Raw genomic sequence first — 14440 nt, forward strand, 5'->3', positions numbered from 1 at the left:
TGGACTCACGGCGCCCGTTGCGCTGCGCGAGGCCACCGCCCGGGGGCTGCAGCAGGCCGAATGGGGTGCCGCGCTGATCGCGCTGCTGGGGTGGGTGGTGTCGGCGGCCATGCGCCGCGCACCGGCAATTCAGGCCGTGCCGGGCGCGGAGCAGCCTGCCTGCTCGCCTTGAGGTCACTGGCCCGCAGTTACCATCTGCGGCTGCTTTGCACACCCCTCACCACCAACCCACATGGCAGAAACGAGCATCTCCAGCGACTGGGTCCGGCATTCGCTGCTGGGCGCAGGCCTGGAGCGCATCGAGGCCTACTTCGGCGGGCACGGCTACGCGCCCCACAGGCACGACACCTACGCGCTGGGCCTGACGCTGTCCGGCGTGCAGAGCTTTGCCTACCGCCGCAGCCAGCGGCACAGCCTGCCGGGCGGTGCCATGGTGCTGCATCCCGATGAATTGCATGACGGCCACGCGGGCACCGACGCGGGCTTTCGCTACCGCATGGTCTATGTGGAGCCGGCCCTGATCCAGCAGGTGCTGGGCGGCAGGCCCTTGCCTTTCGTCGAGGGAGGACTTTCGGCTGATCCCCGGCTCAAGGCTGCGCTGCTGCCCTTGCTGCAATGCCTGGGCGAGGACCTTGAGCCGCTGGCACGCGACGATGCCCTCTACGACCTGGCGCTGGCCCTGGAGGCCGTGGCCGGTCGGCGCAAGCTCAGGCGTCTGCCGGACCTGGTGGCCGTGGAGCGCGCCCGCGCCTGCATCCATGATTCGCTGGAGCAGGGCGTAACCCTGGAGGCGCTGTCCCAGGCCAGCGGCCTGGACCGCTGGCGATTGTGCCGGGATTTCCGCGCGCTCTACGGCACCAGCCCCTACCGCTACCTGACCATGCGCCGGCTGGACACCGTGCGGCGCCTGCTGCTGGCGGGGCAGGGCGTGGCCGATGCCGCACTGCAGGCCGGCTTCTTCGACCAGAGCCACATGGCACGCCAGTTCGCCATGGCCTATGGCGTGCCGCCCGCACGCTGGCTCAGGCGCCTGGGCGCGGCCTGAGCTGCACGATCGTGCAAGACCGCAGGGAAGGCGCTTCCTAGCATGGAGGCTTCACACGCTTTCATAAGGTCTGCCCATGACGTTCCCCGTTGAAAACCGCCCCTGCGAGGCCATCAACTTCCCCGACAAATTCAGCCGCTTCACCGGCCAGTGGAGCCCCCGCGTCGTTGCCGAAATGAACGACTACCAGTTCAAGATCGTGCGCGTGCAGGGCGAGTTCATCTGGCACTCGCATGCCGAAACGGATGAAGCCTTCCTGGTGCTGGACGGCGAGCTGCGCATCGACTTCCGTGATGGCCATGTGCTGCTGCGCCAGGGCGAGCTCTACGTGGTCCCCAAAGGCACGGAGCACAGGCCCAGCGCCGAGCGGGAAGCCCGCCTCATGCTGATCGAGCCGCGCGGTGTGCTGAACACCGGGGAGGAAGGCGGCGAGAGGACGGCGTTGAACGACGTGTGGGTTTAGCCAGCCCGTAGCCATCCCATGAACAAAGGGCGCCGCAGCGCCCCTTGTTTCCTGGAGTGCGGGGCGTTCAGCCCAGCAGCAGCGCGTCGTCTGCCAGCTTTTCGCCGCGCACCTTCTCGAACATTTGCAGCAGGTCGGGCACGTCCATGCGGGCGCGTTCCTCGCCGCTGACGTCGAGCACGACCTGGCCCTGGTGCAGCATCACCGTGCGCTCGCCCACGTCCAGCGCCTGGCGCATGCTGTGGGTGACCATCATGGTGGTGAGCTTGGCCTCGGAGACGATGCGCGCCGTCAGCTGCAGCACGAAGTCGGCCGTGCGCGGGTCGAGCGCGGCGGTGTGCTCGTCCAGCAGCAGGATGCGCGAAGGCTGCAGCGCCGCCATCAGCAGGCTCACGGCCTGGCGCTGGCCGCCAGAGAGCAGGCCGATGCGGTCGGTCAGGCGGTTTTCCAGGCCCAGGCCCAGGATGGACAGGCGCTCGCGGAAGTTGTCGCGCATCTCGGCCTTGACGGCGCGGCTCAGGCGGCGGAAGGTGCCGCGGCGCTGGGCCAGGGCCATGTTTTCCTCGATGGTCAGGTCCTCGCAGGTGCCCGCCATGGGGTCCTGGAAGACGCGGGCCACGCGCTCGGAACGTGCCCACACGGGCAGGCGCGTCATGTCCTGGCCGGCGATCTCGATGCGGCCCTTGTCCACGGACAGGTCGCCCGAGACGGCGTTCAGGAAGGTGGACTTGCCGGCGCCGTTGGAGCCGATGACGGTGACGAACTGGCCGTCGGGAATGTCCAGCGACATGCCGCGCAGCGCCCGCGTTTCGATGGGCGTGCCGGGGTTGAAGGTGATTTCGAGTTGTTGTGCGCTCAGCATGAGTGCAATCTCCGGTATTTCTTCGTTCAGTCGCTCAAGGCGTGGTGCTTGAACTGACGCGGTCCAAACTCAGGGACGCCTAGCAAGGGCCTAGGCCGGCCGCACCGCCCCGCAGCGAAGGCGTCGTTCCCCTCCCTCGCGCAGCGAGTAGAGAGGGGGAAGCGGCATAGCCGCTCAGGGGGTGTCATTTCCTTTGCGCAAATTTGCGCTTCAGTTGGGGGATCACCAGGGCGACGGTCACCAGCAGCGCGGTGACAAGGTTCAGATCCTGGGCCTTGAGGCCGATGAAATCGCTGTTGAGGGCCGCTGCAATGAAGAAGCGGTACACGATGGCGCCCACCACCACGGCCAGCGTGGCCCAGACGATGCGGCGCGAGGGCAGGATGGACTCGCCCACGATCACGGCAGCCAGGCCGATGACGATGGTGCCGATGCCCATGGAAATGTCCGAGCCGCCCTGGGTCTGCACGAACAACGCGCCGGCCAGGCCGACCAGGCCGTTGGAGATCGCCATGCCCAGCAGGATCATGGCGCCGGTGTTCACGCCCTGCGAGCGTGCCATGCGGGCGTTGGAGCCCGTGGCGCGGATGGCCAGGCCCCGCTCGGTGGCGAAGAACCAGTCCAGGCCCAGCTTGGCCAGCACGACGATGACGAACAGGATCAGCGGGCGCATCACATAGTCGGCCACGCTGTCGGGCTGCAGCAGGGTGAACAGCGTGGTCTCGTTGATCAGCGGCACGTTGGGGCCGCCCATGATGCGCAGGTTGACCGAATACAGCCCGATCATCATCAGGATGGAGGCCAGCAGGTCCATGATCTTCAGGCGCACATTGAGCCAGCCCGTGATCAGGCCCGCGACGGCGCCAGCGGCCGTGCCGGCCAGCGTGGCCAGCCAGGGATTGGTGCCCGTGGAAATCAGGATGGCGCAGACGGCGCCGCCCAGCGGAAAGCTGCCGTCCACCGTGAGGTCGGGAAAGCGCAGCAGTCTGAACGAGATGAAGACGCCCAGCGCCACCAGGCTGAAGATCAGGCCGATCTCGACGGCACCGAGCAATGAAAAGAGGGACATAGGAAGAGCGACAGGCGCGTGGGAACGGAAAACGACTTAAAAAAAGGGCAGGGCCATGTTGCCATGGCGCCTGCCACCGTGGGCGCACTGCCCGGGTTGGTCCCGGGCAGGCAAACCCCGGGTATTACTTGATCACCTGGGCGGCCGACTTGACCAGTGCGTCGGACAGCTTGACGCCTTGCTTTTCGGCGGCGCCCGGATTCACGAACAGCTCCATCTTGGTGCTGACTTCGGTCTTGAGGTCGCCGGGCTTCTCGCCCTTGAGGATGCGCACCACCATGCGGCCGGTCTGCTCGCCCAGATCGCGGTAGTTGATGCCCAGGGCAGCCACGGCGCCGCGCTTGACGGAGTCGGTGTCCGAGGCCACCAGCGGGATCTTGGCGTCCTGGCCGACCTTGACCAGCGACTCGTAGGCCGAGACCACGTTGTTGTCGGTGTTGGTATAGATCACATCGACCTTGCCGACCAGGCTGCGCGCAGCGCTGCTGACGTCCACGGAGCGGGGAGCGGCGGCTTCCACCAGGGTCATGCCCAGCTTGGGCAGCAGGGTCTTGAGCTCCTTGACGACCACGGCGGAGTTGGCCTCGCCAGGGTTGTAGACCATGCCCACGCGCTTGGCGTTGGGCACGACCTGCTTGACCAGCTCCATCTGCTTGTCCAGGGCCAGCAGGTCGGACACGCCGGTCACGTTGTTCTTGGAAGGCTCCCAGCTGGGCACCAGCTTGGCGGCCACGGGGTCGGTCACGGCGGAGAACACCACGGGCACGGACTTGGTGGCGGCGACCACGGCCTGGGCCGAGGGCGTGGCGATGGCGACGATGGCATCAGGCTTGTCGCCCACGAACTTGCGAGCGATCTGCGCGGCCGTGCCGGTGTTGCCCTGGGCACTCTGGTACTGCCACTTGAGGTTCTTGCCGGCTTCGTAGCCTGCTTCCTTGAGCGCGGCCTGCACGCCGTCGCGCACGGCGTCGAGTGCAGGATGCTCGACGATGGCGGTCACTGCGACCGACTTCTCGTCAGCGGCGTGGGCGCCGCCCGCAATGGCGGAAATTGCCAGGGCCAGCGCGCCCAGGGGCGCCCAAGACAAGTGCTTCATACGTGTATCTCCAACGTGCTTGTGGTTGTTCCTGTTTGCTCAGCAGAAGGCCGCACAGGACGGTCGCGGCGCTTCGCGGCAAAGTCTACTGCAGCCGCCCTGTACGCCTTGGCGTTTGGACGACCCGGTTTTCACCTATAGGTTTGTATCTAAAAATTGGCATGAAATCTGCGGGGAATGCCCTAGGTGCAACTTTTTCATGCGTCTTGGACAGGTTTGGCGATGCAGGTTTGCGTCTTCAAGGGCCTGTTTTTGGCTTTGCCGTGCATTTTTATTGCGTGCGATGGCATTTCGGATGGCCTTCTATGCTTTCTGCACCGATGTTGCTTTGACGAGGCTCAAAGAAAAAGCCTGCACAAGCAGGCTTGGGCAGGCTTCAGAGAAGGGCCGGTGTGGCGCGCGGATCACATGCCCGCGTAGTTCGGCCCTCCGCCGCCTTCGGGCGTGACCCAGACGATGTTCTGCGTGGGGTCCTTGATGTCGCAGGTCTTGCAGTGCACGCAGTTCTGGGCGTTGATCTGCAGGCGCTTGCCGCCCTGGGCCGTATCGTCCACGAACTCATAGACGCCGGCCGGGCAGTAGCGCTGCTCGGGGCCTGCGTACTTGGCCAGGTTGATGGCCACGGGCACCGAGGCGTCCTTGAGCGTCAGGTGGGCGGGCTGGTCTTCGGCGTGGTTGGTGTTGCTGATGAAGACGCTGGACAGGCGATCGAAGGTCAGCTTGCCATCGGGCTTGGGGTAGTCGATGGGCTTGCACTCGGCCGCCGGCTTCAGGTAGGCGTGGTCGGGCTTGTCGCGGTGCAGCGTCCAGGGGATGTTGCCCTTGAGCACGAACTGCTCGATGCCGTTCATCAGCGTGGCTGTGGTCAGGCCCTTCTTGAACCAGGCCTTGAAGTTGCGCGACTTGTTCAGCTCTTCGTACAGCCAGCTGTTCTCGAAGGCCTGGACATAGGCGCCCAGCTCGTCACCCTGGCGGCCCGCGACGATGGCGTCATAGGCGGCCTCGGCGGCCAGCATGCCGGTCTTGATGGCGGCATGGCTGCCCTTGATGCGGCTGACGTTCAGAAAACCTGCGTCGCAGCCCACGAGCGCGCCGCCCGGGAACACGAACTTGGGCAGGGACAGCAGGCCGCCGGCCGTGATGGCGCGCGCGCCGTAGCCCAGGCGCTTGGCCGGCTTGATGCCCTTGGACTCGTCGCCTTCCAGGTAGTAGCGGATGTTGGGATGGGTCTTCCAGCGCTGGAATTCCTCGAAGGGGCTCAGGTAGGGGTTGGCATAGTCCAGGCCCGTGATGAAGCCCAGCGTGACCTTGTTGTCGTCCAGGTGGTAGAGGAAGGCGCCGCCGTAGGTCTTGCTGTCCATGGGCCAGCCGGCCGTGTGCATCACGAAGCCGGGCTTGTGGCGTGCCGGGTCGATTTCCCACAGCTCCTTGATGCCCAGGCCGTAGCTTTGCGGGTCCTTGCCGGCGTCCAGCTGGTACTTGGCGATGATCTGCTTGCCCAGGTGGCCGCGTGAGCCTTCGGCAAAGATCGTGTACTTGGCGTGCAGCTCCATGCCCAGCTGGAACTCGCCCGTGGGCTCGCCGTCCTTGCCGATGCCCATGTTGCCGGTGGCCACGCCCTTGACCGAACCGTCCTCGTTGTAGAGCACCTCGGCGGCAGCAAAGCCCGGGAAGATTTCAACGCCCAGTGCCTCGGCCTGCTCGCCCAGCCACTTGACCACGTAGCCCAGGCGAACGATGTAGTTGCCATGGTTCTGGAAGCAGGCCGGCAGCAGGAAGTTGGGCGTGCGCAGGGCGGATTTCTCGCCCAGGAAGACCATGGCGTCATCGGTGACGGGCTGGGTCAGGGGCGCGCCCTTTTCCTTCCAGTCAGGGATCAGCTCGGTCAGCGCACGCGGGTCCATGATGGCGCCCGACAGGATGTGGGCACCGGGTTCCGACCCCTTTTCCAGCACGACGACGGAGACATCCTGGCCTTTTTCGGCCGCCAGCTGCTTGAGGCGGATGGCCGTGGCCAGCCCGCCGGGGCCGCCGCCGACCACCACCACGTCGTATTCCATGGCTTCGCGCGGCCCGTACTGGGCCAGGATTTCTTCGTTCGTCATCGGGGTGTCTCGCTTGGATATTGAAAAACAGGATGGTCGGCAGACCGAACGTTTGTTCGGTTGCAGCGCAAAAGCCGCAATGCGGTGGATTCTATGACGTGCGTGGACCCCGTCGTTGCTGATAGGTGACAGCGCGGGAATCCGCCCTGCTGCACAGTGACCGGGGGCTGCGGGGCATGGTGCCTTGCGGTGGCGCTACAACAAGGAGACTGCAGGCATGCGCATAGAGATTCCAGAATATAAAAAATGGGTTCACGAGATGCGATTCAAAGTGCGCTGGGGCGACATGGACGCCATGGGCCATGTCAACAACGCCATGTACTTCCGCTATCTGGAGACTGCCCGCATCGACTGGATGGTTGAAGCGGGCATGGCGCCTACGCCGGGCGGGCAGGGGCCGGTCATCGTCAATGCGTTCTGCAACTTCCACCAGCAGCTGGCCTATCCCGACGAAGTACTGCTCAAGATGTACGTCAGCGACCCCGGCCGCACCACCTTCGAGACCTGGGGAACCATGGAACGCGTCTCCGAACCCGGCGTGATCTGCGCGGCCGGTGGCGGCACCGTCATCTGGGTGGACTTTCCCAGGCAGAAGGCCGTCGAGCTGCCGGGCTGGGTGCGGGAGATGGTGGGCGGCACGGCTGGCCCAGGTTGACTCAGGCTCGCCCGCTGTACCAGCCGACGTGTAGCCAGCAATGGCTGGCGGGGCTGGCCCGGTCCGGACGAACAAGCCCTTTGATGCAGGGTGCGCTGGGGTTTTTGTTCTGCCGCATTGCAGATCCATCGCAGCCCTGGGTAGCCCGGCGTGGCGGCCGGGCGCGACTTACGCAGCGGCCAACCGCTCCTTTGCCAGCCGCGTGCCTTCTGCCAGCGCTTGCAGCTTGCGCCACGCCACGTCGCGGCCCATGGGTGCGAGGCCGCAGTTCGTGCAGGGGAACAGCCGCTCCTTCGGCACGAACTCCAGCGCCCGGCCGATGGTGTCGGCCACCTCTTCGGGGGTCTCGACCACGTCGCTGGCCACGTCGATCACGCCGACCATCACGTCCTTGCCGGCCAGCAGCCTCATCAGGTCGGGCGGCACGTGGGAGTGGATGCACTCCAGGCTCACCTGGTCGATGCGGCTCTTGGCCAGCGCGGGGAACACCGTCTCGTACTGGCGCCATTCATCGCCCAGGGTGCTTTTCCAGTCCGTATTGGCCTTGATCCCGTAGCCGTAGCAGATATGCACGGCCGTCGTGCAGGTCAGGCCCTGCGCCGCACGTTCCAGCGCCTGCACGCCCCAGTCGGCGGCGTCCTTCATGTAGACGTTGAAGGCGGGCTCGTCGAACTGGATGATGTCCACGCCGTCGGCCTGCAGCGCCAGGGCCTCCTGGTTGAGCAGCTCGGCGAAGGCGAAGGCCATCTTCACCCTGTCGCCATAGAAGCGGTCCGCCACGGTGTCGACGATGGTCATGGGGCCGGGCAGCGTGAACTTCAGCTTCTTCCTGGTGTGCGCGCGTGCCAGTTGCGCCTCGAAGGCATGCACGCGGCCCTTCAGGCGCAGGGCCGACACCACCTGCGGCACCATCGCGTCGTAGCGGTTGTCGCGGATGCCCATCTTCACCTTGTTCTCGAAGTCGATGCCCTCGACCTGCTCCAGGAAGCCGTGCACGAAGTGCTGGCGCGACTGCTCGCCGTCGCACACGATGTCCAGGCCTGCGTCTTCCTGGGCCTTGATCCACAGCAGGGTTGCATCGGCCTTGGCCTGGCGAAGCGCATCGCCTTCGGCCTTCCACTGGGGCCAGAGCTTGTTGGTTTCAGCCAGCCAGGCGGGCTTGGGCAGGCTGCCGGCGATCGAGGTTTCGAACATCTGGGAATTCCTTCAAATCAAACAGGGGTATGGCGGGCGTGCTCCGGGACGGTTTTCCCGGCCCGCCACGGATTGGGTGCCATGGCAGGCATGGCGGCGGGTGGCTACAGGGCGAAATCGGCAGCCCATTGCTCAAGCACATTCTTGTACGGCTTGATGAAGTGCTGCTCTGCAAACTTGCCCTGCTTGACAGCCAACTGGCTGCGCTCTTCCCGGTCATAGACAATCTGCGTCGACGAGTAATCGTGATTCTTCAGGCTGGGTTGATAGAGCATCCCGGCTGCAGAATTCGCGTTGTAGATTTCGGGGCGATAAATCTTCTGGAAGGTCTCCATGGTGCTGATCGTGCCGATCAGCTCGATATTCGTATAGTCGTTCAGCAGGTCGCCGTGAAAGTAGAAGGCCAGTGGCGCAACGCCATTTGGAGGCATGAAGAAGCGAACCTGCATTCCCATCTTCTCGAAATACCGGTCGGTCGAGGAGAACTCGCTCTGCCGATACTCGATGCCCAGTATGGGGTGCCGGTTTCCGGTGCGCTGGTAGGTCTTGCTGGTGGACACGCTGATACAGATGACGGGCGGCTTGTCGAAGTGCTGCCTGTAGGTGCCTGAACTGGAAAATTGCCTGAACAGCTTTCCATGCAAGTCGCCAAAATCATCGGGGGTGCCGAATTCGGATCGGTTGGCGTTGTACTGCGCAAGCACAACGCTGAAATCGTAGTCGCGCACGTAGGAGGAGAAATTGTTCCCTGCGATGCCGTCTATGCGCTTGTGGTTCTTCTTGTCGAGGATGCTGGTCTTCAATATCTCGATCAACGGAAACGCACCAAGGCCGTTTCTGGCGCCAATTCCCATTTCGACCGAGATGATCTCGAGCTCCACCGAGTAGCGATCTCCCGTGGGATTGTCCCAGTGAGCCAGGTCGTTGAAGCGGTTGTCAATCATCCTCAGCGTGTTGCGCAGGTTCTGCTGCCGGCAATCGCCACGGGCCAGATTGGCAAAGTTGGTGGTAATGCGCGTGCTGTCCGATGGTTGATAGTCTTCATCGAAACGAATGCGCTTGAGATGGAAGCTGAGTTCTTGGTTCATTGTGATCTGCGACCTGATTCATGCCCTTGCCGAAAACTGCGGGCAAGCAATAGGTGCGGATGTTATGGACGGCAATCGATGAAGTAAAGTGGTCTTATTTCATGAAACCATGAGCTTGGTTCATCAAAAGCCGGCAGGCTGGAGCGCATCCCGCTCAGCGCGGTGGAGCCAGTCGGTATCCGGGCCAGTTCCGACCGCGCCGCGGTCTTCAGGCTGACTGGCGCAGCACCAGCTTGGGCCTGGCCAACAACTGCTGGCGGGGCTGGCCCGGATGGGCCATGCGTGCCAGCAGCAAGGTGGCAGCCTGTTCGCCAAGCTCGGCGGGGCGCACGTCCACCGTGCTCAGGGGGGGATGGGAATGCGCGGCATCGAACACGTTGTCGAAGCCCATGAGCGCGAAGTCTTTGCCTGCGCGCAGTCCGTTTTCGTCCAGGGCAGACAGTGCGCCAAAGGCCACCAGATCGTTGTAGCAGATGGCCGCCTTGATGGCTGGCTGCGCGGCCAGCAGGCTGCGCATGGCGTCATGCCCTCCCGTGCGCGTGGGGCTGGCGGAGAAAACCAGATCTTCATCGAAAGCCAGGCCCGCATCGGCAAAGGCGGCCCTGCAGCCGCTCAGGCGCTGCTCCAGCATCAGGCCGTCCAGCCCTCCCAGAAAACCGATGCGGCGATGCCCGGCCGCCAGCAGGTGGCGCGTGGCCGCCGCCACGCCATGGGCGTTGTCGGCGCCTGCGAAGTCGTAGCTTCCCTCGCCCAGCGTGCGGATCATGACCACCAGGGGAATGCCCCATGACTGCAGGTCCTGCGCCAGCGAGGCCGGCGTGTCCAGCGCCGGGCACAGCGCAATGCCTGCCGCGTTGTGCTCGCGCATGGTGGTCAGCACTTTTTGCTGGCGCTCCAGGCTTTCGCTGGTGTGGGCCATGAGCGTGATGAAGCCGGCATCGGCCAGCCTGCGCTCCAGCCCCGCCAGCACCTCGGCAAAGAAGGGATTCATCAGGTCGTTGATCACGACACCGACCATGTTGGACGACTGGCGCCGCAGCTCTCCGGCGCGGCGGTTGTAGACGTAGCCGAGCTGCGCTGCCGCTGCACGCACGCGCTCCGATGTCTCGGCCGGAATCAGGGGGCTGCCCTTGAGCACCAGCGACACCGTTGATTTGGAGACCTGGGCCGCAGCCGCCACGTCAAGGATGGTCACGGCGCGCACGGAAGGGGGCTTGTTCATCATGGTTCGGTGTTTTCCCTGGGTCGGCGCGATTGTGCTTGATCTTCTTTTGGAACGTTCCAATAATCAATTAGAAAGTTCCAATAGAAATTATCAATACATGGAGGGAGATCATGAGCGAGGTCGGTTGGGGATTGATAGGGGCCAGCACCATTGCTGCCGATCACATGATCGGTGCCATCCGCGCGCAGCGCGGGCATACGGTGGCGGCGGTCGCCAGCCGCAGTGCAAAGCGCGCGGCGCAGTTTGCTGCCGAGCAGGGCATTGCCTGCGCCTACGACTCGGTGCCCGCCATGCTGGCCGACCCGTCAGTCCAGGTGGTCTACGTCAGCTCCGACAACGAACTGCGCCACGCCCAGGTCCTTGCTGCGGCAGCGGCCGGCAAGCATGTCCTATGCGAGAAGCCATTGGCGCTGACCGTGCAGCAGGCGCTGGACATGGTGAGGGCATGTCGGGCCGCAGGCGTGGTGCTGGGCACCAACCACCACCTGCGCAACGCGGCAACGCACCGCAGGATGCGCGAGCTGGTGCGCGATGGCGCCGTGGGCCAGCCGCTGTTTGCGCGCGTCTTCCACGCCATCGAGCTGCCGCCCTCTGTGCAGGGCTGGCGGCTGGAGCGGCCCGAGGCCGGTGGCGTGATCCTCGACATCGGCGTGCATGACGTGGATGCGCTGCGCTTCATCCTGGGGGCTGAGCCGGTGGAGGCGGTGGCGCTGGAGCAGCAAGGACCGCTGTCCCGCAACGGCGTGGCGGACGGCGTGATGGCCGTGCTGCGGTTGGACAACGGCGTGCTGGCGCAACTGCATGCGGCATTCACCGTGGCGCATGCGGGAACCGGCATCGAAATCCATGGCACCTCGGGCTCGCTCATCGGGCGCGATGTGATGACGCAGCGGCCGGGCGGCGAGGTGCTGCTGCGCAATGGGGCCGGCGAGCAGGCCATTGCCGTGGAGCACCACGGTCTCTACGCGCATGGGGTGGCCGCGTTCTGCGCCGCGCTGCGTGGCGAAGGCCTGCCTGCCGCCACCGGCGAGGACGGCGTGCGCTCGCTGGCGGCGGCGGTGGCCATGGCCCAGGCCTGCCGCACGGGCCGGGCCGTGCCCATAGCCAATCCCCTTGCACGGGAACGGGGGGCAGCCGCATGAGCAAGCACATCACCGCCGCACAGGCTGCAGCCTTGCTGCGCGACGGCGACATCGTCAGCGTGAGCTCGTCCAGCGGGCTGGGCTGCCCCGACAAGGTGCTGGCCGCCATTGGCGAGCGCTTCGAACGCGAGGGTGCTCCGCGCAACCTGACCACGCTGCACCCGATTGCGGCCGGCGATATGTACGGCATCAAGGGAATGGACCATCTGGCCCGGCCCGGGCTGCTGTCGCGTGTCCTGGCCGGCTCGTATCCCAGCGGCCCGTCCTCGCTGCCCATGCCTGCGATCTGGCGCATGGTGGTGGACAACCAGATCCAGGCCTACAACATCCCCAGCGGCATCCTGTTCGACATGCACCGCGAGGCGGCTGCGCGGCGCCCGGGCGTGCTGACCCAGGCGGGCATGGGCACCTTTGTCGATCCCGCACAGCAGGGCTGCGCGATGAACGAGCCGGCCAGCCGCCATCCGGTAGTGCGCCTGCAGCATTTCGACGGGCGCGACTGGCTGTTCTTTCCCGCTGTGGCACCCGACGTGACCGTCCTGCGCGCCACCACGGCCGATGAGCGCGGCAACCTGGGCTATGAGCACGAAGGCGCGCTGCTGGGCGCGCTGGAGCAGGCGATGGCCGCACGCAACAACGGTGGGATCGTCATTGCCCAGGTCAAGCGCATCGTCAGGGCCGGCCACCTGAGGCCGCACGATGTCCGCGTCCCCTGCCATCTGGTGGACCATGTGGTGGTCGATGCCGATCAGTGGCAGACCACGCAGACGGTGTACGACCCGGCCATCAGCGGAGAGGTTGCGCAACCGCTGTCCGGCTTCGAGCCCCAGGCCTGGGGGCCCGAGAAGGTGATTGCGCGCCGCGCCGCCATGGAGCTGGCGCACGGGCATGCCGCCAACCTGGGCTTTGGCATTGCGGCCAATGTGCCGCGCATCCTGCTCGAAGAGGGCCTGCATGGCGAGGTGACCTGGGTGATAGAGCAGGGCGCCGTCGGCGGCATGCCGCTGCTGGGCTTTGCCTTTGGCTGCGCGGCCAATGCCGATGCCATCGTGGCCTCGCCCCAGCAGTTCACCTATTTCCAGGGCGGGGGCTTCGATGTGACGCTGCTGTCCTTCCTGCAGGTGGATGGCGATGGCAGCGTCAATGTCTCGCGGCTGGGCGCCAGGCCCTATCTGACGGCCGGCTGCGGCGGCTTTGTGGATATCACGGCCCATGCGCGGCGCATCGTCTTCTGCGGACTTTTCACGGCCGGCGCCAGGCTGCGCGTGGGAGACGGGCGGCTGGACATCCTCGAGGAGGGCGGCACGCGCAAGTTCGTCGGCACGGCCGAGCACATCAGCTTCAGCGGCCTGGTCGGGCGCCAGCGCGGGCAGCGGGTGCGCTATGTGACCGAGCGCTGCGTCATCGACCTCGAAGACCAGGGACTGGTCGTGCGCGAGATCGCGCCCGGCGTGGACCTGCAGCGCGATGTGCTGGAGCAGGCCGGCATGGCGCTGCAGGTGGCGCCCGACCTGCGGCGAATGGATGAGCGCCTGTTCCACGATGCGCCCTTTGGCCTGGCCCTGCAGGCCCGGGAGGTCCGCCGTGGCTGAGACCCTGGTTCAACTGGTGCGCCAGGGCCCCGTGGCCCAGGTCACGATAGACCGGCCCACAAGGCTCAACGCGCTGACCCCCTGCATGCTCGACGCACTGGAGCACATGGCGCGCGAGATCGAGGCCGATGGCGCCATCCGTGCCGTGGTGCTGACCGGCCGTGGCGACAGAGCCTTTTGCGCGGGCGCCGACATCCATGCCTGGGCCGCGCTGCAGCCGCTGGACATGTGGCGGCAGTGGGTGCGCCGCGGCCACCAGGTGTTCGACCGGTGGGCGCGGCTGCGCCAGCCCGTGATTGCGGCGCTCAACGGCCATGCGTTCGGCGGCGGGCTGGAGCTGGCCATCACCAGCGATGTGCGCATCGCCGTCGATACGGCGCAGTTCGCGCTGCCAGAGGCATCGATCGCCACCTGTCCCGGCTGGTCCGGCTCGCAGCGGCTGGTGCGGCTGATCGGCCCCGGCCACGCGAAGTACCTGGCCCTGGGCGGCGTGCGGCTGTCCGCCGATCAGGCGCTGGCCTGCGGGCTGGTGCATGAACGGGTGCCGGCCAGCGAACTGGGCCTGCGCGCTGCTGCGTTGGCCCACGACATGGCAGGCCAGGCGCCCGTGGCACTGCAGCTGACCAAGCAACTGATCAATGCCGCCGCCGGCGAAGACGCACCCGCCGCACTGGAAGCCATGGCCGCAGCCCTGGCCGCGAGCACGGCCGATGCAGCCGAAGGCCTGCTCAGCTTCAAGGAAAAGCGCGTGCCGCGCTACCTGGGCCGCTGAATCTGCGCCGACCTGCCGACCTGCCGACCTGCCGATTCGCCGTCCCGCCCTTGCCCCCTGAACCACCCAAGGAGACCGCCACCATGACTGCCGCGAACCCGCCTCCAGCCCATGCACCTGCAGTGAATGCAG

The 14440-nt window shown here is 65.8% G+C and carries 13 protein-coding genes; 6 read left to right on the forward strand and 7 right to left on the reverse strand.

Annotated elements, in window-relative coordinates; all coding sequences use genetic code 11:
• Positions 1–232 precede the first annotated feature (232 nt).
• Together L995_RS23510 and L995_RS23515 are read left to right on the forward strand one after the other, a co-directional pair.
• Positions 233–1045: an AraC family transcriptional regulator gene (locus L995_RS23510; RefSeq protein ID WP_047473899.1), complete on the forward strand. Its 813-nt coding sequence runs from the start codon at positions 233–235 to the stop codon at positions 1043–1045.
• Positions 1046–1121: 76 nt separating this feature from the next.
• Positions 1122–1508, forward strand: a complete 387-nt coding sequence (locus L995_RS23515; protein ID WP_016446317.1) for a cupin domain-containing protein — start codon at positions 1122–1124, stop codon at positions 1506–1508.
• Between the two features lie 67 nt (positions 1509–1575).
• Here L995_RS23515 and L995_RS23520 read toward each other — a convergent pair whose 3' ends face one another.
• From L995_RS23520 to L995_RS23535, 4 genes are all read right to left on the reverse strand, one after another.
• Positions 1576–2370 carry an ABC transporter ATP-binding protein gene (locus tag L995_RS23520; protein ID WP_016446316.1) on the reverse strand — a complete coding sequence of 265 codons (795 nt, stop codon included), beginning with the start codon at positions 2368–2370 and terminating at the stop codon, positions 1576–1578.
• 184 nt (positions 2371–2554) lie between these two features.
• Complete coding sequence (locus L995_RS23525) at positions 2555–3439, reverse strand: ABC transporter permease (protein WP_016446315.1); 885 nt, start codon at positions 3437–3439, stop codon at positions 2555–2557.
• A 124-nt stretch (positions 3440–3563) separates the two neighbouring features.
• Entirely contained in the window at positions 3564–4535 is a 972-nt protein-coding gene (locus tag L995_RS23530) for an ABC transporter substrate-binding protein (RefSeq protein WP_047473900.1), read from the reverse strand.
• Between the two features lie 404 nt (positions 4536–4939).
• Complete coding sequence (locus L995_RS23535; protein ID WP_016446313.1) at positions 4940–6640, reverse strand: electron transfer flavoprotein-ubiquinone oxidoreductase; 1701 nt, start codon at positions 6638–6640, stop codon at positions 4940–4942.
• Between the two features lie 217 nt (positions 6641–6857).
• On the opposite strand from L995_RS23535, the gene L995_RS23540 reads away from it, so the two are divergent.
• Positions 6858–7295: an acyl-CoA thioesterase gene (locus tag L995_RS23540; protein ID WP_016446312.1), complete on the forward strand. Its 438-nt coding sequence runs from the start codon at positions 6858–6860 to the stop codon at positions 7293–7295.
• Positions 7296–7463: 168 nt separating this feature from the next.
• Here L995_RS23540 and L995_RS23545 read toward each other — a convergent pair whose 3' ends face one another.
• The 3 genes from L995_RS23545 to L995_RS23555 form a co-directional block, all read right to left on the reverse strand.
• Positions 7464–8489 carry a methionine synthase gene (locus L995_RS23545; RefSeq protein WP_017404854.1) on the reverse strand — a complete coding sequence of 342 codons (1026 nt, stop codon included), beginning with the start codon at positions 8487–8489 and terminating at the stop codon, positions 7464–7466.
• Positions 8490–8593: 104 nt separating this feature from the next.
• Entirely contained in the window at positions 8594–9577 is a 984-nt protein-coding gene (locus L995_RS23550; RefSeq protein ID WP_034366714.1) for a DUF1852 domain-containing protein, read from the reverse strand.
• 208 nt (positions 9578–9785) lie between these two features.
• Positions 9786–10802, reverse strand: a complete 1017-nt coding sequence (locus L995_RS23555) for a LacI family DNA-binding transcriptional regulator (protein WP_017404855.1) — start codon at positions 10800–10802, stop codon at positions 9786–9788.
• Positions 10803–10912: 110 nt separating this feature from the next.
• Between L995_RS23555 and L995_RS23560 the strand changes: the two genes are divergently transcribed.
• Genes L995_RS23560 through L995_RS23570 form a run of 3 tightly spaced genes read left to right on the forward strand, consistent with a single transcriptional unit; the run spans position 10913 to position 14308 of the window.
• Complete coding sequence (locus L995_RS23560) at positions 10913–11944, forward strand: Gfo/Idh/MocA family protein (protein ID WP_047473901.1); 1032 nt, start codon at positions 10913–10915, stop codon at positions 11942–11944.
• Positions 11941–13536 (forward strand): acyl CoA:acetate/3-ketoacid CoA transferase, encoded by a 1596-nt coding sequence (locus L995_RS23565; protein WP_046985419.1) that lies wholly within the window; start codon positions 11941–11943, stop codon positions 13534–13536. The genes L995_RS23560 and L995_RS23565 overlap by 4 nt, the downstream gene beginning before the upstream one ends.
• Positions 13529–14308 carry an enoyl-CoA hydratase/isomerase family protein gene (locus L995_RS23570; protein ID WP_047473902.1) on the forward strand — a complete coding sequence of 260 codons (780 nt, stop codon included), beginning with the start codon at positions 13529–13531 and terminating at the stop codon, positions 14306–14308. Before L995_RS23565 ends, L995_RS23570 begins: the two co-directional genes overlap by 8 nt.
• Positions 14309–14440 lie beyond the last annotated feature (132 nt).

It is taken from the genome of Delftia sp. ZNC0008, assembly GCF_000799035.1.
Lineage (GTDB): Bacteria > Pseudomonadota > Gammaproteobacteria > Burkholderiales > Burkholderiaceae_C > Comamonas > Comamonas tsuruhatensis.